The following is an 18,832-nucleotide window of genomic DNA, read 5'->3' on the forward strand; positions in this document are numbered from 1 at the left end:
GGGTCAGATCACCTCGGCGGCCGTGCGCTCGATGGCGAGGCCCGGGGTGTAGCGGTCGAGGTAGGCGGTGAAGCCGGCGACGTCGTCGGCGGCGGGCGAGATCACGTGGGCGTCGGCCCCGGCGAAGACCGTGGCGTCGAGGTAGGCGCCGAGGTCGGTGGTGGTGGCGGTGGTCGCGCCGCCGACCGCGGGGGCGGTCGCCGAGCCGGTCGCGTCGGCGCTGGCAACAGCCGCCGAGCGCTGCGCCGTGAAGGCGGCGAGCACCGCGATGCCCCACGCTCCGCCCTCGGCGGCGCTCGCGGCGACGCCGACCGGGGCGTCAAGCGCGGCGGCGAGGAAGCGCTGGGCGACGCCCGGCGTGCGGAACATGCCGCCGTGCGCATAGAGCGCGTCAATGGCGACGTCCTCGCTATGGAGGGCGCGCATCCCGATCGCGAGCGTCGCGAAGACACCGTAGACCTGCGCCCGCATGACGTTCGCGAGGCTCAGCTCGCTGTCGGGGGTGCGCACGATGGCGGGGCGTCCGGCGGCGAGCTGCGCGACCGGTTCGCCCGAGAGCTGGTTGTAGGCGAGCACGCCGTCGGCGTCGGCGGCGCCCTCGAGGGCCTCGGCGAACAGCAGGGCGTAGGCGTCGTCGGGGTCGATCGGGGTGCCAGCGAGCTCGGCGAAGCGGCGGTAGGTGCCGACCCACTGGTTGAGTTCGCTCGTGCCGTTGTTGCAGTGCACCATCGCGACGGGGTCGCCCGCGGGCGTGGTGACGAGGTCAAGCTCGGCGTGCTGCGTCGCGAGCGGCTGATCGAGCACGACCATCGCGAAGATGCTCGTGCCGACGCTCACGTTGCCGGTGTGCGGAGCGACGGCGTTCGTGGCGACCATGCCGGTTCCGGCATCTCCCTCGGCGGGGCAGAAGATGCCTCCCGGCTGCAGGGTGCCCGTGGGGTCAAGCAGGGCGGCGCCGGCGGCCGTCAGGCGGCCCGCCTCCTCGCCGGCCACGCGGATGCTCGGCAGCAGCTCCGCGACGCTCGTCGCGATCGCGGCGCGCGCGGTCGGGTACCGCTCGGCGAGCAGGGCGTCGTAGCGGGCCACGAGCTCGGGGTCGTACGCGGGTCGGCCGTGCGCGTCGTTCGCGATCGGGAACATGCCCGACGCGTCGCCGACGCCGAGCATCCGCTCGCCCGTCAGCTGCTCGTGCACGTAGCCGGCGAGGGTCGTCAGGTGCGCGAGCTGGCCGACGTGGGGCTCAGAGTCGATGACGGCCTGGTGCAGGTGGGCGATCGACCAGCGCAGCGGGATGTTCGTGGCGAACAGCTCAGACAACTCGGCGGCCGCAGGGCCGGTGTTCGTGTTGCGCCAGGTGCGGAAGTTCGTAAGCAACGCGCCCTCGGCGTCGAACGCGAGGTAGCCGTGCATCATCGCCGAGACGCCGGCCGAGGCGAGGGTCGTGGGGGCGGCGCCGTGGCGGGCCGTCGCGTCGGCGACGAGCTGGGCGTAGGCGTCGGCGAGGCCGGTGTGCACGGCCTCGAGCGAGTAGCTCCAGAGGCCGTCGACGAGCTGGTTCTCCCACTCGTGGCTGCCGGTGGCGAGCACGGTCGCGGGGGCGTCGGCGTCGACGAGGCACGCCTTGATGCGGGTCGATCCGAGCTCGATGCCGAGGGCGACCCGGCCGGTGGCGATGGCCTCGGCGGCGCTGCGAGCGCCCTGGGCGGCGGTCTGCGCGGCCGTCATCGCGCCTCCCCCGCGGGCTGGCCGTACACGTTCTGGTAGCGGTCGAAGAGCGAGTCAATGGCCTCGGGAGCGATCAGCAGGGGCTCGCCGAGCTGTCGCGCGATGTGGATCGTGCGGGCGACATCCTCGAGCATGACGGCGGCCTTGACGGCGTCGCGGGCGTCCTTGCCGATGGTGAATGGCCCGTGGTTTTGCATGAGCACGGCGCGCGAGCGATGGCCGCTCAGGGTCTCGACGATGCCGCGGCCGATCGAGTCGTCGCCGATGATCGCGAACGGGCCGACCGGAATCTCGCCGCCGAACTCGTCGGCCATCGCCGTGATGACGCACGGGATCGCCTCACCGCGGGCCGCCCAGGCGGTCGCGTAGGTCGAGTGGGTGTGCACGACGCCGCCCACCTCGGGCATGTTGCGGTAGACGTACGCGTGCGCGGCGGTGTCGCTCGACGGGCTGCGGTCGCTGCCGGGGGTGTTCGGCACGACCTCACCGTCGAGCGTGCAGAGGATCATGTTGGCCGGGTCGAGGTCGTCGTACATGACACCCGAGGGCTTGATCACGAAGAGGTCGGCGCCGGGAACGCGGCCCGAGACGTTGCCGCCCGTCCAGACAACCAGGCCGTAGCGCACGAGTTCGGCGTGCAGGGCGGCAACCTCGTCACGCACGCGGGCGACAGCGACCTGAACCTCGGGGCTCAAGGGTGCGGTGCTCATGTGACTCCATCGTCTGGGGGGGTGCGTGTGTCGGGTCGTGCGGTGCTCGTGTGACACGTGATGTGATCGTTCACACGGCGTGAGTGCACTCTACAAGCGAAACGGTCACATCTGTCAAGCCGCGGGTGCGGCGAAACGATCACACTTCGATAACGCGCGCGCGATCGGACAGCGCGAGCCGCGCATCCTGACTCGATCCGAGAAGCGCCGCGCCGAAAATGCCCCGTACCGGCAACGCCGCCGGTACGCCGCACCCAGTAACGTGCAGAAGCGTCAACACCGTGCGCGCAATCGCCCGCGATTGTCTTTTTCGCACGGCCACGACGGACGCGGCGCGACATTCGACGGTCGAGGCGTCACTCGCACGTGGTCGTACGCACGTCGAGCAATGCCAGGCGCCTGCGACCGTGCGGGTGCCGCACCCTCTTGCTTGCGTCCAGAACCCGCACCTCACGACGGGCGGGCGGTCAGGCGGTCGGGCGGTCAGGCGGTCAGGCGGGAGGCTCTAGTCGGGCGGCTCTGTGCGGGAGGCTCTGTGCGGGCAGAGTCAGCCGGGTGAGCGCCGCGCCCTCAGCGCCCGGCGCGCGGCCCGGTCGAGCGCCGCGCCTTCAGCGCCCGGAGCGCGGGCCCGTCGAGCGCCGAACCACCAGCTCGGGCCGCACCGGTTCGTGGCTGAGGTCGCGCTCGCCCTGCAACTCGCCGAGCAGCAGCTCAATCGAGCGCCGACCGATCTCGGCGAAGTTCTGCCGCACGGTCGTCAGCGGAGGGGCGAAGTGTGCCGCCTCGGGAATGTCGTCGAAGCCCACCACCGAGATGTCTCCCGGCACGTCGAGCCCCGCCTCGCGGCAGGCGTGCATGAAGCCGAGAGCCATCTGGTCGTTGCCGCAGAACACGGCCGTGAAGTCGCGGTAGCGCAAGAGCTCGAGCCCGGCGTAGTAGCCGAACGACGCCGTCCAGTCGCCCAGGATCGGCGCCCGCGTGCGCAGTTCGGCGTCATCGAGCTCGCGCAAGAAACCCTGCATGCGCGCCTCGGCCTCGATCCAGTCCTGCGGGCCCGAGATGTGCATGATCTCTTCGTGCCCGAGGTCGATGAGGTGCCGGGTCGCCATCCGCGCACCCGTGACCTGGTCGACCCACAGCGAGTGCTGCGTGTTCTGCCCGGTCGATTCGAGCGTGATGTACGGCACGGCGACCTGCAGGTCGGCAATGGCCTCGAACACGCGCACCTGCGGCGCGATCACGACGAGCGCCTCGACCGACTGCGACATCAGGTAGTCGAGCCCCGACTTGATCGACGCGTAGTCGCCCGAACTGATGTTGGTGATCGACAGGCGGTATCCCGCTTCGCGGGCCGCTACCTCAATGGCCTGGATGCTCGTCGCCGGCCCGTAATGCACCGTCTGTGAGGCGAGCACCCCGATGGTGCGCGAGCGGCTCGTGACGAGTGCGCGCGCCGCCTGGTTGGGGCGGTATCCCAGCTCATCGATCGCGGCGCGCACCCGCGCCAGCGTCTCGGGGCGGATGCTTGGGCTGTCGTTCAGTACGCGCGAGACGGTCTGATACGAGACTCCGGCGACCCGCGCGACGTCCCGAATGTTCGGCGCGCGCGTGCGCTCCGGTTCGGTCGTCGGGGCGTCGTTGCTCATCGGTGTCCGTTCGGGCGGGATGCATGTGTACGTTCACACGCACGTTTCGTCATTATGCACCCCTCAGGTTTCCGGGCGGCGAAGGCGGGCGACGCACCGCACCTGCGCGGGGCCCCCGCGCACGGCCAGGGTGGGCTCGCGCTACAGCCGTGCGAGCGCCTGCTCGACGTCGGCGACGAGGTCGGCCGCGTCCTCAATGCCGACCGATAGGCGCACGATCGAGGCCGGAACCTCGAGCGCCGTGCCCCGCACCGAGGCGTGCGTCATCTCGCTCGGGTAGTTGACGAGCGACTCGACGCCGCCGAGCGATTCGGCGAGCGTGAAGAGCTGCAGGCCCTCCGCGAACGCCCGCGCGGCCGCCTCTCCCCCGGCGAGGTCGAGCGACACCATGCCGCCGAAGCCCCGCATCTGGCGGGCGGCGAGGGCGTGGCCGGGGTGGTCGGCGAGCCCCGGGTACAGCACGCGGGCCACACCCGTGTGGCCGACCATCGCCTCGGCGACGGCCTGCGCGTTGGCGCAGTGGCGGTCGATGCGCACCGCGAGGGTCTTGATTCCTCGTGAGGTGAGCCACGCATCCATGGGGCCCGAGACGGCGCCGGCCGCAAACTGCTGGAAGCCGACCTTCGACGCGAGCTCGTCGTCGTTCAGCACGAGCGCCCCGCCCACCACGTCGGAGTGCCCGCCCAGGTACTTGGTGGTCGAGTGCACGACGACGTCGGCGCCGAGCGCGAGCGGCGTCTGAAGGTAGGGGGTGGCGAAGGTGTTGTCGACGACGACGAGCACACCGGCCGCGTGGGCGACCTCGGCGAGCGCTGTCACGTCGGTGATCTTCATCATCGGGTTCGACGGGGTCTCGAGCCACAGCACCTTCGGCGCCAGCTGCCCGATCATCGTGCGCACGCCGTCGAGGTCGCCTAGGTTAATCGTCGTCAGCCCGATGCCCCACTCGCCGAAGATGCGGCGCACGAGGCGGTGGGTACCGCCGTAGACGTCGTCGCCCATGAGCACGTGGTCGCCGGGCTTCAGCACCGCGCGCAACAGCGCGTCTTCGGCGGCGAGGCCCGAGGCGAAGCTGAACGCGTGCGCCCCGCCCTCGAGCGCGGCGAGCTGCTCTTGTAGAGCATCGCGGGTCGGGTTCGTGCCGCGCCCATACTCGTAGCCGTTGCGCAAACCGCCGATGCCGTCCTGGGCATACGTCGTCGAGAAGTGCACGGGAGGGATCACCGCGCCCGTCGTCTCATCCGGTGCCTGCCCGGCGTGAATGGCGCGAGTCGAGAAGCCGTGGTGGGTCATCAGTGTCCTTAGGCGAGCGCGTGCAGCAGGTCGCTGCGGGTGATGAGCCCGATCGGGTTGCCCCCGTCGAGCACGAGCAGGGTGTCGGCCGGAAGTCCTCCTGCGCCGCGCTCAGCGAAGCGCTCGCGTGCCGAGTCGAGGCTTTCGCCGGCACCGATGACGGGCATCACCGGGCTCATGGCCGCGGTGACCGGGTCGCTCGGAGTGACGTCGCCCGAGGCGAGCGCACGCAAGAGACCGGCGGTCGACACCGAGCCGGCGACCTCGCCGAGCACGGGCGGCAGCTCGCCCGTGAGCACCGGCAGCGACACCGCGCCGCCGTGCGCCTCGAGGGCCGCGACCGCATCAGCGACCGTGTGCTCGCGGCGCACGTGCGCGAGCTCGCGCAGCGGCTCGCCCAGCAGATGCCGCACCGTCGGCGAGCCGGTGGGCGCCGCGAAGCCGTGGGCGCGCATCCATCGCTCGTTGAAGATCTTCCCGAGGTAGCCGCGCCCGCCGTCGGGCAGCAACACGACCACCACGTCGTCGGGCCCGAGCTCACGGGCGACTTCGAGGGCTCCGACGGCGGCCATGCCGCACGAGCCGCCGACGAGCAGCCCCTCTTCGCGGGCCAGCCGCACGGTCATGTCGAACGAGTCTTGGTCGCTGACGGCGACGATACGGTCGGTGACCGCCGGGTCGTAGGCGCCCGGCCAGAAGTCTTCGCCGACACCCTCGACCAGATACGGCCGCCCAGTGCCGCCCGAGTAGACGCTGCCGACCGGGTCGACGCCGACGATCTGCACGCGGCCGCCCTCGCGGTCGGCGCTGATCTCGCGCAGGTAGCGGCCCGTGCCGGTGATGGTGCCGCCCGTGCCGACACCCGTCACGAAGTGGGTGACGAGGCCCTCGGTGTCGCGCCAGATCTCGGGACCGGTGGTCTCGTAGTGGCTGAGCGGGCCGTTCGGGTTCGCGTACTGGTTCGGCTTGAACGCGCCCGGAATCTCGCGTGCCAGCCGGTCGCTCACCGAGTAGTACGACTCGGGGTCCTCCGGCGCGACCGCCGTCGGGGTGACGACGATCTCGGCGCCGTACGCGGTGAGCACGTTGCGCTTGTCTTCGCCGACCTTGTCGGGCAGCACGAACACGCATTTGTAGCCGCGCTGCTGGGCGACGAGTGCGAGGCCGACGCCCGTGTTGCCGCTCGTCGGCTCGACGATCGTGCCGCCGGGCTTCAAGAGCCCGTCGCGCTCGGCCGCGTCGATGATGCGGGTCGCGATGCGGTCTTTCGACGAGCCGCCGGGGTTCAGGTACTCGACCTTCGCCAGCACCGTCGCGCTGATGCCCTCGGTCACCCGATTCAGCTTCACGAGCGGGGTATTGCCGATCAGATCGGTGATCGCGGAGGCGTACTTCATGCCCCTGAGCCTACCGGCGGGGCGGATGCTCGCCCCCGTCCCAGCGTCCGCCAACGTCGGGTGAGAGAATGGGAAGACGTGCGTGCCGTGAGGCGTGCGCGCGACGCACCCCGAGCATCCCGAATCGGGCTTTCCGCCCGCCACAGCCCCGTTGGAGACGTCCGTGACGAACGACGAGAACCTCACCGTCAAGCAGCAGCGCGAGAAGCGCCGCGCCGAGAAGGTGGCGGCCCTCAAGGCCAAGCAGAAGAAGGAAAAGCGCGGCCGCGTGCTCGGCATCGTGCTGTCGGTGACCGCCATCGTCGCGGTGCTCGGCATTGTCATCACGGTCGTCGTGACGAACGCGACCCGGCCGCCGGCGCAGGTGCCGCTGACCGCCGCCGAGCGCGCCGCCATCGAGATTGAGGGCGAAGAGCTGTACCCGGGCCTCGACGCGACCCACACTCAAGACCCCGTGTCGTACGACGTGATGCCCCCCGCCGGCGGCCCGCACAACCCTTCGTGGCTGAACTGCGGCATCTACGAGGAAGAGCAGCCGACCGAGTACGCCGTGCACGCGCTCGAGCACGGCGCCGTGTGGCTCGCCTACGACCCCGAGCAGGTCGAACAAGAGACCATCGACGCCCTGCGCGACCTCGCCCCGACGACGCACGCCATCGTGTCGCCCATCTCGGGCCTCGACACCCCCGTGGCCATCAGCGCCTGGGGTGCCCGCCTCGCGGTCGACGACGCCAGCGACGAGCGCCTGCAGCAGTTCATCGACAAGTACTGGCTGTCGCCCACCGCGCCCGAGCCGAACGCCCTCTGCTCGAACGCCCTCGACGGCCCCGGCCGCCTGAGCTAACGATGACCGACAGCGCGACGACCACCAGCACGGCCGGCCCCGCGGCGGCCGCCGCACCCGAGCGCTCGGCGCGCGTGCGCCTGCTGCTCGGCGGCGCCGTGCTGGTGCTCGTCGCGCTCGTGGCCGGCGTGCTGCTCGGCCGCATCACGACGCCGAGCGCAGGCGGCCCGATTCCGTCCAACACGAGCGCCGAGGCCGGCTTCTCGCGCGACATGCAGGCCCACCACACGCAGGCCGTCGAGATGGCGCTGCTCGTGCGCGACCGCTCAGACAGCGACGAGATTCGCCTCATGGCGCTCGACATGGCGACTGTGCAGATGAACCAGATCGGCCAGATGGCGGCGTGGTTGCAACTGTGGGGCCTGCCGGCCGCCGCGCCCGAGCCAAGCATGACGTGGATGACCCGCCCCGCCCTCGACGGCGGCAGCCACGAGTCGCACGACGGCAGCGCCGAGCACACGCACACCCCCGGCGAGCCGATGCCGGGCCTCGCGACACCCGAACAACTGCAGCAGCTGCGCGATGCCGAGGGCGTCGAGGCCGAGCGCCTCTTCCTCGAGCTCATGATCGCCCACCACCAGGGGGGCGTCGACATGGCGTCGGCCGTGATCGAGCGCAGCGAGCATCCCGTGGTCGTCGACCTGGCGGCCGGCATGGTGCGCGCGCAGCAGAGCGAGGTCGACTACATGACCGAGCTGCTCGAGGCCAGCAGCTAGGCAGTCTCGAGCGGCGCCCCGTCGGTGCGCTGTTGCTCGACGAGCGTCGCGTACAGCCCGCCCTGCGCAAGCAGCTTGGCGTGCGTGCCGGTCTCGACGATGCGCCCGCGCTCGATCACGTGGATCATGTCGGCGCCCACCACGGTCGACAGCCGGTGCGCGATCGCGACGGTCGTGCGCCCGCGCGCGGCGTTATCGAGCGCCCGCTGCACGATGCGCTCCGAGGTCGAGTCGAGCGCGCTCGTCGCCTCGTCGAGCACCAGCACGGGCGGGTCTTTCAGCAGCACGCGCGCGATCGCGATGCGCTGCTTCTCGCCGCCCGAGAGCCGGTAGCCGCGCTCGCCGACGACGGTGTCGTACCCGGCCGGGAATGACGCGATCGTGTCGTGGATGTTCGCCGCCCGGCAGGCCGCCTCGAGCTCGGAGTCGGAGGCGTCGGGCTTCGCGTAGCGCAGGTTCTCGGCGATGGACGCGTGAAACAGGTAGGTCTCCTGGCTTACGATCCCGACCTCAGAAATCAAGGATGCGCGGCGCAGCTCGCGCACGTCGACGCCGGCAAATAGCACCCGCCCCTCCGTCGCCTCGTACAGCCGCGGAATCAGGTACGAGATCGTCGTCTTGCCGGCGCCCGACGGCCCGACGAAGGCGACGAACTGCCCCTGCTCGACCTCGAACGACACCCCGTCGAGGGTCGGCGGGCCGTCGCCCTCTTCGGCGTCGGGGTAGCGGAAGGTGACCGCATCGAATCGGATGCTGCCCACCGAATCGTGGGGAGCATCCACCGCGTCGTCCTTTTCCGTGATCGTCGGTGTCAGGTCGAGGTATTCGAAGATGCGGGCAAACAGCGCCGCCGAGGTCTGCAGGTCGAGGGCGACCCGCATGAGGCCGAGCAGGGGGAAGGTGAGGCGGGCCTGCACCGTCGTGAAGGCGACGATCGTGCCGGCGGTGACCGCGACATCCGCCTGAATGAGGAACGCGGCGACCAGGTAGACGATCGCGGGGATCACGCTCAGAAAGACGTTGACGAGCGCGAAGAACCACTGCCCCGACATCTGCAGCTTCACCTGCAGGTCGCGCTGCACCGCGTTCTCGTCGCGGTAGCGGGCGACCTCGGCCTCCTGCCGGTCGAAGCTCTTCGCGAGCAGGATGCCCGAGACGCTCAGCGCCTCCTGCGTGATGGCGCTCATGTCGCTCAGCGACTCTTGCGTGCGGCCGGCGATCTTCGCGCGCACGATGCCGACGCGGCGCTGCGCGGCCACAAGCGCGGGCAGCAGGATGACCGCGACGAGGGTGAGCTGCCACGACAGCAGCAGCATGGCGATGAACGCCGCGATGACGGTCACCGTGTTGCCGATGACGCTCGAGACCGTGTTCGACAGCACGCTCGCGACGCCGCCGACGTCGTTCTGCAGCCGCGACTGAATGACGCCTGTCTTCGTGCGGGTGAAGAACGCGAGCTCCATCTGCTGCAGGTGCGCGAACAGCTTCACCCGCAGCTCGGCCATGACGCTATTACCGACCGTCGCGGTCAACCAGGTCTGGCCGATGCCGAGACCGGCGCTCAGCATCCACAAGAGCACCATGATGCCGACCAACTGCGCGAGCAGCGGCAGGTTCGGTGAGCCGCCGGGCGGAAACAGCCCCTCGTCGAACGCGCGCTGCGTCAGCAGCGGCGGCACCACGCTGAGGCCCGCGCTCACGAGCACGAGTGTGATCGTGACGGAGAGCGTCAGCCGGTGCGGGCGGAACAGCTCGGCAATGCGCCCCAGCAGGTTCGGGATGCGCGGCGCGGCCTCGTTCTCGGCGCGCTGCTTCTCGACGTCGCCGCTCGAGACGCGGAAACCCCGGGGGCCACCACCCATGCTCATGCGCTGAGCCTAGGCGGGGCCGCCGGGGTTTCTGCTTAGTACGCGAACTGCCGAGTTCAGCCCTCGGCGATCAGCCCTTCGTCGAGCCCGCCAGCAGGCCGCGCACGAAGTAGCGCTGCAGGCTGAAGAACACGATCAGGGGCACGATCAGCGAGATGAACGCCGCCGCGGGCAGACGCTCTTGGAAGCGACCGAAGTTACCGACCAGCTCCCCCAGGCGTTGGGTCAGTGGTGCGACGTCGGCGGTACCGCCCGAGAAGACGAGTGCCACAAGCAGGTCGTTCCAGACCCAGAGGAACTGGAAGATACCGATCGACGCGAGCGCCGGCAGCGACAGCGGAATGATGATGCGGAAGAAGATCTGCGTGTGGTTGGCACCATCAACGCGGGCCGCCTCGATCACCTCACCGGGAATCTCGGAAATGAAGTTGTGCAGCAGGAAGATGCACAACGGCAGACCAAAGATCGTGTGCGCGATCCACACCGCCGGGAAGGTTCCGGAGATGCCGAGCACGCCCGAGAAGATCTGCAGCAGCGGCACGAGGGCCATCTGCAGCGGAACGATCTGCAGCGCGAACACCAGCACAAACAGCGCGCCCGAGCCGCGGAACTTGATCCAGGCGAACGCGTACGCCGCCATCGTGGCGATCGCGATCGGGAACAGCGCCGCCGGAATCGCAATGACGAGCGAGTTCACGAAGTACGACCCCAGATTTTCGCTGGATGCGCCGGCTCCGAACAGAACGTCGTTGTAGTTCTGCAACGTGAACGAGGGGTTCACGAACCACGTCCACCAGCCCGTCGAGCGAATCTCGCTCGCCGTACGGAACGAGGAGACCAACAGACCGAAGGTCGGAATCGTCCAGATCACCGCAATGATGATCGCCGCCGCCGTCGCCCACGGGCTCGTCAGCTTCTCTTTCGACTTGCGGAACGTGCGCGCCACCTCGCCCTCGGGCTTCGGCTGGTTCTTTTGACCGAGCGGGCGGTCAAGCTTGTCTTCTGCCTGCTTCGTAGCGTCGGTCATCGGATCTCCTTCTGCTGACGCATGACGCGCACGTTATAGATGACGATCGGGAGCACCATGATGAACAGGGTCAGCGCCAGCACCGAACCCTGACCGATTTCGGCCCGTCGGAATGCCTGCGTGTACATCTCATTCGCGACGACCGACGTGCCGAACTGGCCGGCCGTCATCGAACGCACGATGTCGAAGACCTTCAGGGTGGCGATCGAGATCGTCGTGATGACGACGACGAGGGTGCCGCGGATGCCCGGAAGGGTGACGTTGCGGAACTGCTGCCACGCGTTCGCCCCGTCAAGGCGAGCGGCCTCGACGATCTCAACGGGCACGCCCTTGATCGCGGCGCTCAAGAGCACCATCGCGAAGCCGGTCTGGATCCAGACCATGACGACGATCAGGAAGAACGTGTTCCAGGGCGAGTTCTGCAGGAACTGCTGCGGCTCGCCGCCGACCCAGACGATGATCTGGTTCAAGATACCGATTTGCTCGCCGAAGCCCTGCTCGCGGTACTCGTAGACGAAGCGCCAGATGATGCTCGCGCCGACGAACGAGATCGCCATCGGCAAGAACACGAGCGACTTCAGAATCTTCTCGCCGTGCGCCTTGTCGATGAACACGGCGTACGCGAGGCCGAAGATCGTCGACAAGAGCGGAACGACGATGACCCAGACCACCGTGTTCAGCAGAACCGTGATGATTTCGGGCTGAGTGAACATCCACTCGAAGTTGCGCAGTCCCACGAACTCGTTGCCCGAGCGGTCGGTGAAGGCGAGATAGGTGGTGCGAATGGCGGGGTAGATGAGGCCGACGAGCAGCAGCAGCATCGCCGGGGCCACAAAGGCCAGCAGCTGCCAGAAGTCGCGGCCCTTTTTCGGCGCCCGGTCGGCGAAGAAGAGCAGAACGCCGACGATCACGGCGAACGCCGCAAGGCCGACAACCATGACACCGAATTTCTCGAACGCGTCTGTCCAGAAATCAGCCATACGGGTAAACCTCCATTGGTTTCGAGATCACGCTACCTGACGACCTGGCCCACCGGAACAGAAGTTCCGGTGGGCCAGGGTTTCAGTGCACGTCAGTCACTGAGGTGGTGTGTCAGGCGTTATCAGCGCGGGAAGGTCCCGTCGATGAAGGCCGTCATCTGGTCGGTCGTGAGCTCACCGAGCACCCAGTCCGTCATGCCGGTCCAGAAGGAACCTGCACCGACAGCGGCGGGCATGAGGTCGGAAGCGTCGAACCGGAAGATGGTGTCGGGGTCCTGAAGGATCTCGATCGACTGCACAGCCAGCTCCGAGCTCGCGAGCGAGGCGTCGAGGCCCTGGTTGGCCGAAATCACTCCACCGAGGGCAACACGGTTGTTCGCCCACAGGTCGCTCGAGAGGTAGGTCTGCACCGCAGCCGTGGCCTCGTCCTCGCTGAACGCGGCGACGAACTCGCCACCACCGGTGACGGCGAACGGGTCGCCTTCAGCGGCCGGCGGGGTCAGGAAGGCCCAGATGTCGCCATCCGGAGCAACCGTCACGTCCTCGCCCCACTGGGCCTCGTAGAACGACGCCTGGTGGTGCATCGAGCAGTTGCCCTCGAGGATCGGGAATCCACCGTCCTGGAAGGTGGTGCTGACGATCGACTCGGCTCCACCGAAGCCACCGTTGACGTAGGCCGGGTCGAGCAGGATGTCGCCAACCAGCTCAATGGCCTCGGTGATCTCGGGGCTCGCGAAGGTCAGGTCACCCGCGACCCACTGGTCGTAGGCCTCGGGGCCGGCGAAGCGGAGAACCGCGTCCTCAACCCAGTCGGTGCCGACCCAGCCGGTGGCGTCACCCGATGCGAAGCCGACACACCAGGGGCGGTAGGCCGCGTTGTCGGCGCCGTTGGCGGCCATCTCTTCCGTGAGGGCCATCATCTCGTCCCACGTGGCGGGAACCTCGTAGCCGTTTTCTTCGAAGTCGGCCGGCGAGTACCAGACGTAGCCCTTGACGCTCGCCATCAGCGGAGCGGCGTAGAACTCGCCGTCAACCGTGCCGTAGCTCTTCCACGACTCGCTCCAGAACTCATCGACGTTCGCCTCGACCGAGTCGGGGGCGGCTACGACGTAGCCCTCAGCGATCAGGCGCTGCAGGAGGCCCGGCTGCGGGATGATCGCGAGCTCGGGCGCGTCGCCGGCCTGAGCGCGGACGTTGATCTGCGTCTCGAACTCCTGCGACGACACGTAGTCGATGGTGATGCCGGTGCAGCTGGCGAAGTCAGCCCAGCTGAGCTCGAGGTTGTCGGCCTCGACCTCGGCGATGGTCGAGAAGATCTCGACGGTCTCGCCGTCAAACGAGCCGTACTGCTCGTACTCGGCGCAGTCGGCGTCGCCGCCAGCGCCACCGGCGCCGGGCTCTTCCGTGTCGGCGGCACAGCCGGCAAGAACCAGGCTGAGGGCACCGATTGCCGCTGCCGGTCCGAGGACGCGGCGTCGGAGGGTGGAACTCATGTTTCCTCCTCGTTGAGGGGTCAGACGGCGGCGACGGGTGCGCCGCACGTGGGATGGTGCAGGTGATGGGTTCCAGACCCCGCAACGCCGTTTCACGTCGTCGTAGGGAACCGGTTCCAGGTCACACCGTACGTCAGCGTCTACGGACGCGCAACCGGCGTAGAGCGCGCCGTTATCGATCCGTTGTGGAACGCTCACCGAGCATCCAGAGGGATGCTTCCGCGCGACGGGCGTCGACGCGCCGGTTTTTCTGGCACCGGTTCCACAGCATCCGAAATCCGGCTACACTCCGGTTCCATACGTCGCGCGGCGCACGAAGCCCGCGCGCTGCGAGCGTCCAATGGAGGACCGACGAGGTATGAGCATCCTGGCCGACGTGGCCCGCATGGCGGGGGTGTCGAAATCGACGGCGTCGCGTGCGCTCAGCGGGCGCGGCTACGTATCGCACGATACGCGCCGACGCGTCGAGACGGCCGCGGCCGAGCTCGGCTACGTCGTGTCGTCGACTGCCGCGAGCCTCGTCACGGGGCGCACCCGCAACGTCGGCGTCGTGATTCCGTACATCAACCGCTGGTACTTCGCCGAGGTGCTCGAGGGCATCGAGAAGGCCCTGATCCGCTCGGGCTACGACCTCACGCTGTACCGACTCAGCCACGACGTTGACCTGCGTCGACGGGTCTTCGACTACTTCCTTGTGCGTAAGCGCGTCGACGCCGTCATCGCCGTCACGATCGCCCTCAGCCCGCACGAGGTGCAGATGCTGCAGGCGCTCGGCAAGCCGCTCGCCGGCATCGGCGGCCGCGTGGCCGGCATTCCGTCGCTGTCGATCGACGACCTCGAAGTGTCACGGCTTGCGACCGAGCACCTCATTAGCCTCGGCCACAAGCGCATCATGCACGTCGGCGGCGACCAGACCGAGCAGATGGACTTCCGGGTGCACAGCCGCCGCTACGACGGCTTCAAGGAGGCCATCGAGCGGGCGGGCCTCACCGTCGACGATGACTTCCGCGAGGCCGAGTTCTCGGTGCCCGGTGGCTACCAGGTGGGGCTCTCGCTGCTTGGCGACCCCCGCACCCGGCCGACCGCCATTTTTGCCGGATGCGACGAGATCGCCATCGGCATCATGATCGCCGCCCGGCAGCTCGGCATCTCGATCCCCCAAGACCTGTCGATCATCGGTATCGACGACCACCCCATGGCCGAGATGTTCGGGCTCACGACGCTTGCCCAGCGACCCGGCTCGCAGGGCGACCGCGCTGTCGAGTTTCTGATTCAGCAGATCGAGCACGCCGACGCGCCCGTCCCCGACGAGCACGTGGTGCTGCCGACCCAGCTCATCGTGCGGCAGTCGACGGCCGCGCGCCGCGACGCGTAGCGCGCGAAGCCGCGGCGTCCTCGGTGACGCGCCCCCGTGCATCCGGTCGTTAACGGCACAACGCCCCGCGCCGACCGAAGTCGATGCGGGGCGTTGCAGCAGGCAATCCCCCGATGCGGGGGAGGCGACTACTTGAGCGTGACGGTGGCGCCAGCCTCTTCGAGCTGAGCCTTGGCCTTCTCGGCGGTCTCCTTGTTGGCGCCCTCGAGGACGGTGCTGGGCGCACCGTCGACGACAGCCTTGGCCTCGCCGAGGCCGAGGCTCGTGAGCGCGCGGACCTCCTTGATGACCTGGATCTTCTTCTCGCCAGCGGCCTCGAGAACGACGTCGAACGAGTCCTTCTCCTCGACCTCTTCGGCGGCACCGGCGCCACCGGCGGCCGGAGCGGCAGCAACGGCGACGGGGGCAGCGGCGGTGACCTCGAAGACCTCTTCGAACTTCTTCACGAACTCGCTGAGCTCGATGAGCGACAGCTCCTTGAACGCCTCGATGAGCTCGTCAGTGGTGAGCTTGGCCATGATTTCTCCTTGTGTACTTCGGTTGGTGTGGATCGTGGGACGGCGGCGGTATTAGCCGGCCGATTCCTGCTTCTGACGCAGCGCGTCGACCGCACGGGCGGCCTGCGCCAGCGGCGCGTTGAAGAGGTAAGCGGCACCGAACAGCGAGGCCTTGGCGGCGCCGGCAAACTTCGCCAGCAGCACCTCCCGGGTCTCGAGCTCGGCCAGCTGGGTGACCTCGGCGGCGGTGAGCGGGTTACCGTCGAAGTAACCGCCCTTCACCACCAGGGCCGGGTTGGCCTTGGCGAAGTCGCGCAGAGCCTTCGCGACGGTCACGGGGTCGCCGTGAACGAACGCAATCGCGGTGGGGCCAGCGAGCATGTCATCGAGCGAGTCGATGCCAGCCTCGTTGGCGGCGATCTTGGTCAGCGTGTTCTTCACCACGGCGTACGACGCGTGCTCACGGATGGTGCTGCGCAGCGTCTTCAGCTGCGCCACCGTGAGGCCGCGGTACTCGGTGAGCAGAACGGCGCTCGAGCTGGAGATGGTCTCCTTCAGCTCGGCGACCGATGCTTCCTTGTTCGCCATGGTGCTCCTTGTGTCGTGGGTTTGCGCCCGGCGACCGCACCGCAGAAATGGCGAAGGCTCCGGCGCAAGCGCTCGGAGCCTTAGGGATGCACTCGCGCGTGAGCGCTTGTGCGGAAGGATTCGAATCACCTGCGCGGGCCGTCACACTCGCTCCGGGGAGCGCCTGCGAGCTTTCAATCAGTGCATCCGCATGCGGAAACGCCGATGACCAGCGGTCTTGGGCGTGTTCAGGGTACGGGATGCACGCCCCGGCGACCAAATTCTCGTCACCGCCCCCTATTGAGGATTTGCGATACATGCAATATGTTTCTACTGTTGTCGTCGTTCATCCCCCGTAAAGGAGAATTCATGGCCTCGCAGGTCACCCTGATCCCCGGCGATGGTGTCGGACCCGAATGCGTCGCCGCGGCACGTCGAATCATCGACGCCAGCGGCGCCCCCATCGAGTGGGACGAGCAGGAAGCGGGAGAAACCGTCTTCCGGCGCGGCATCGCCAGCGGCGTGCCCCAGGAGACGATCGACTCGATCACCCGCACCCGCACCGTCTTGAAGGGCCCGCTGGGCACGCCCGTGGGCTTCGGCGAGAAGTCGGCGAACGTGACCCTGCGCAAGCTGTTCGAGACCTACGCCAATATTCGCCCCGTGCGCGAGTTGCCCGGGGTGACGACCCGGTACTCCGGCTCAGGCATCGATCTCGTCGTCGTGCGCGAGAACGTTGAAGACCTGTACGCGGGCATCGAGCACATGCAGACGCCGGGCGTCGCCCAGTGTCTGAAGCTGATCTCGCGCAAGGGCTCCGAGAAGATCGTGCGTACCGCGTTCGAGTACGCGCGCAGCGAGGGTCGCCACTCGGTCGCCTGCGCGACCAAGTCGAACATCATGAAGCTCACCGAGGGTGAGCTCAAGCGCACCTTCGAGCGCATCGCCCCCGAGTATCCCGACATCGAGGCGCGTCACATCATCATCGACAACGCCGCTCACCAGCTGGTGAAGCGTCCCGAGCAGTTCGATGTCATCGTCACGACCAACATGAACGGCGACATCCTGAGCGACCTCACCTCCGCCCTCGTCGGCGGGCTCGGCTTCGCGCCGTCGGCCAACCTTGGCTCCGGCGTCGCGATCTTTGAGGCCGTGCACGGATCGGCGCCGAAGTACGCCGGTCAGAACGTGATCAACCCGACCGCGGTGATTCTGTCCTCCGTCATGATGCTGAAGCACCTGGGGCACGTGGACGAGGCCGAGACCATCGAGAACGCCCTGTTCGCAACGGTCGGCGCCGGCACTCTGACCGGCGACGTCGTCGGCTACGACTCGGGGGTCTCGACGACCGACTTCGCCTCGGCGATCATCGACAACTTCGGCCGATCGGCCGAGGGCTACCCCGTTCGCCGTGGTCGGCCGCTCGCGCTGCCGAGCCCGGTCGAGAACCCCGTCACGGTCACCCCGACGTCGCGCCGCGTCGTGGGCGTCGACGTCTTCATCGAGTCGGGCATGCTCCCCCACGAGCTCGGCCCCGAGCTGGAGGCCGCCACGAGCGACGCTGCCGTGTACCTGAAGATGATCTCCAACCGCGGCACCAAGGTGTACCCCGACGGCAACACCAACATCGACATGGTCGATCACTACCGCTGCCGGTTCATGCAGCGCGGTGACGGCGACCTCGATCGAGCGGCCATTCGCGACCTGCTTGCGCGGGTCGAATCACGCGTCACGTGGATGCACGTCGAACTGCTTCAAGAATTCGACGGCGAGCCGTCGTTCACAAAGGCGCAGGGCGAAGACTGAGCCGACTCGACGTCACGCGTGCCCGCTGGGGGCTACACATAGTCGCGCCAGGAATGTTGCGGCGCGTAGCCGAGCACGTCGCGGGCACGCGTGATGTCGAGCAACGTCTCGCGGCCGACGATGTCGCGTGAGCGCGGCACGGTCGGGAATTCGGCGTCGAGGAGTTCGACCGACGGGCGCTCCATCACGGTGTCGGCCGCCGCGATGATGAAGGTGTCATAGCCCGGTGCCGCGTTCTCGAGCGCGCGCAGCACGGCTTGCCCGCCATCTCGGCGGTCGATGTAGCCGAACAGGTTCCAGCGTCTGACGCTCGTGTCGTGCTGCCATGACGGGAACTCGGCGTAGTCCTCTTCGGCCATGACGTTGCTGAAGCGCAGGCCCGTGATGCGCAGCGCAGGGTCCCACCGCACGAGCTTGCGGGCGAGTTCCTCCTCGAGGTGCTTGCCGACCGCGTACATGAACTCCGGGCGCGTCGGCGCGGCCTCATCGAGCGGCACGTACGGCGGGTCGATCGCCATCGGGATGCCCAGCAGGGTCTCGCTGGAGGCGTGAACGATGCGCGAGATGCCGGCGCGGCGCGCGGCCTGAAACACGTTGATCGTCATCGTGAGGTTCTGCGTGATGAGCGCGGTGTCCGGCACGATGCCGGGGGCCGGCACGGCGGCGAGGTGCACGACGGCGTCGACGCCGGAGTGACGCTCCTCGACACCCGCGATCGCGTCGGCAACCTGGCCGTAGTCGGTGAGGTCAATCTGCACGCTGTCGGGGCCGCGCTCGCCGCGCGCGTCGAACTCGATGACGCGGTGGCCGGCCTCGCGGAGCGCCGCGACAACGCCGACTCCGAGCTTGCCGCGAGAACCGGTGACGATGATCTGCATGCGCTCGAGC

16 protein-coding genes are annotated in these 18,832 nt (G+C 68.5%); 4 read left to right on the forward strand and 12 right to left on the reverse strand.

Features of this window, described 5'->3' with window-relative positions; genetic code table 11:
- Window positions 1-3: 3 nt before the first annotated feature.
- From EV141_RS10300 to EV141_RS10320, 5 genes are all read right to left on the reverse strand, one after another.
- Window positions 4-1,725: an FGGY-family carbohydrate kinase gene (locus EV141_RS10300; protein WP_130485891.1), complete on the reverse strand. Its 1,722-nt coding sequence runs from the start codon at window positions 1,723-1,725 to the stop codon at window positions 4-6.
- A complete protein-coding gene (locus tag EV141_RS10305; protein WP_130485892.1) occupies window positions 1,722-2,435 on the reverse strand; it encodes an L-ribulose-5-phosphate 4-epimerase in 714 nt (237 codons plus the stop codon). The genes EV141_RS10300 and EV141_RS10305 overlap by 4 nt, the downstream gene beginning before the upstream one ends.
- 608 nt (window positions 2,436-3,043) lie before the next feature.
- Complete coding sequence (locus EV141_RS10310; RefSeq protein WP_130485893.1) at window positions 3,044-4,081, reverse strand: LacI family DNA-binding transcriptional regulator; 1,038 nt, start codon at window positions 4,079-4,081, stop codon at window positions 3,044-3,046.
- A gap of 141 nt (window positions 4,082-4,222) precedes the next feature.
- Complete coding sequence (locus tag EV141_RS10315) at window positions 4,223-5,374, reverse strand: cystathionine gamma-synthase (RefSeq protein ID WP_130485894.1); 1,152 nt, start codon at window positions 5,372-5,374, stop codon at window positions 4,223-4,225.
- A gap of 8 nt (window positions 5,375-5,382) precedes the next feature.
- Window positions 5,383-6,771, reverse strand: coding sequence for a cystathionine beta-synthase (locus tag EV141_RS10320; RefSeq protein ID WP_130485895.1), 1,389 nt, complete (start codon window positions 6,769-6,771; stop codon window positions 5,383-5,385).
- A 163-nt stretch (window positions 6,772-6,934) separates the two neighbouring features.
- Between EV141_RS10320 and EV141_RS10325 the strand changes: the two genes are divergently transcribed.
- Together EV141_RS10325 and EV141_RS10330 are read left to right on the forward strand one after the other, a co-directional pair.
- Window positions 6,935-7,615: a DUF3105 domain-containing protein gene (locus EV141_RS10325; protein WP_198675538.1), complete on the forward strand. Its 681-nt coding sequence runs from the start codon at window positions 6,935-6,937 to the stop codon at window positions 7,613-7,615.
- A 2-nt stretch (window positions 7,616-7,617) separates the two neighbouring features.
- Window positions 7,618-8,331, forward strand: a complete 714-nt coding sequence (locus tag EV141_RS10330; protein ID WP_130485896.1) for a DUF305 domain-containing protein — start codon at window positions 7,618-7,620, stop codon at window positions 8,329-8,331.
- Here the strand turns inward: EV141_RS10330 and EV141_RS10335 are convergent.
- From EV141_RS10335 to EV141_RS10350, 4 genes are all read right to left on the reverse strand, one after another.
- A complete protein-coding gene (locus EV141_RS10335; protein ID WP_130485897.1) occupies window positions 8,328-10,199 on the reverse strand; it encodes an ABC transporter ATP-binding protein in 1,872 nt (623 codons plus the stop codon). The two genes, EV141_RS10330 and EV141_RS10335, sit on opposite strands and share 4 nt — an antisense overlap.
- 70 nt (window positions 10,200-10,269) lie before the next feature.
- Entirely contained in the window at window positions 10,270-11,226 is a 957-nt protein-coding gene (locus EV141_RS10340; RefSeq protein ID WP_130485898.1) for a carbohydrate ABC transporter permease, read from the reverse strand.
- Window positions 11,223-12,206: a carbohydrate ABC transporter permease gene (locus EV141_RS10345; RefSeq protein WP_130485899.1), complete on the reverse strand. Its 984-nt coding sequence runs from the start codon at window positions 12,204-12,206 to the stop codon at window positions 11,223-11,225. Before EV141_RS10345 ends, EV141_RS10340 begins: the two co-directional genes overlap by 4 nt.
- Before the next feature lie 122 nt (window positions 12,207-12,328).
- Entirely contained in the window at window positions 12,329-13,699 is a 1,371-nt protein-coding gene (locus tag EV141_RS10350; protein ID WP_130485900.1) for an ABC transporter substrate-binding protein, read from the reverse strand.
- 358 nt (window positions 13,700-14,057) lie between these two features.
- Here EV141_RS10350 and EV141_RS10355 point away from each other — a divergent pair, with 358 nt between their 5' ends.
- Window positions 14,058-15,074 (forward strand): LacI family DNA-binding transcriptional regulator, encoded by a 1,017-nt coding sequence (locus tag EV141_RS10355; RefSeq protein WP_130485901.1) that lies wholly within the window; start codon window positions 14,058-14,060, stop codon window positions 15,072-15,074.
- 128 nt (window positions 15,075-15,202) lie between these two features.
- Here EV141_RS10355 and rplL read toward each other — a convergent pair whose 3' ends face one another.
- The gene (rplL, locus tag EV141_RS10360; protein ID WP_130485902.1) at window positions 15,203-15,592 is read right to left on the reverse strand and encodes a 50S ribosomal protein L7/L12; all 390 of its coding nucleotides are present in this window, start codon (window positions 15,590-15,592) and stop codon (window positions 15,203-15,205) included.
- A 51-nt stretch (window positions 15,593-15,643) separates the two neighbouring features.
- Window positions 15,644-16,159, reverse strand: a complete 516-nt coding sequence (gene rplJ / locus EV141_RS10365) for a 50S ribosomal protein L10 (protein ID WP_130485903.1) — start codon at window positions 16,157-16,159, stop codon at window positions 15,644-15,646.
- A 348-nt stretch (window positions 16,160-16,507) separates the two neighbouring features.
- Between rplJ and EV141_RS10370 the strand changes: the two genes are divergently transcribed.
- The gene (locus tag EV141_RS10370; protein ID WP_198674366.1) at window positions 16,508-17,944 is read left to right on the forward strand and encodes an NADP-dependent isocitrate dehydrogenase; all 1,437 of its coding nucleotides are present in this window, start codon (window positions 16,508-16,510) and stop codon (window positions 17,942-17,944) included.
- Window positions 17,945-17,976: 32 nt separating this feature from the next.
- Here EV141_RS10370 and EV141_RS10375 read toward each other — a convergent pair whose 3' ends face one another.
- Entirely contained in the window at window positions 17,977-18,822 is an 846-nt protein-coding gene (locus EV141_RS10375) for an NAD-dependent epimerase/dehydratase family protein (RefSeq protein ID WP_130485905.1), read from the reverse strand.
- Window positions 18,823-18,832: the final 10 nt, after the last annotated feature.

Source organism: Microcella putealis, from assembly GCF_004216575.1.
In the GTDB taxonomy this organism is placed as follows: domain Bacteria; phylum Actinomycetota; class Actinomycetes; order Actinomycetales; family Microbacteriaceae; genus Microcella; species Microcella putealis.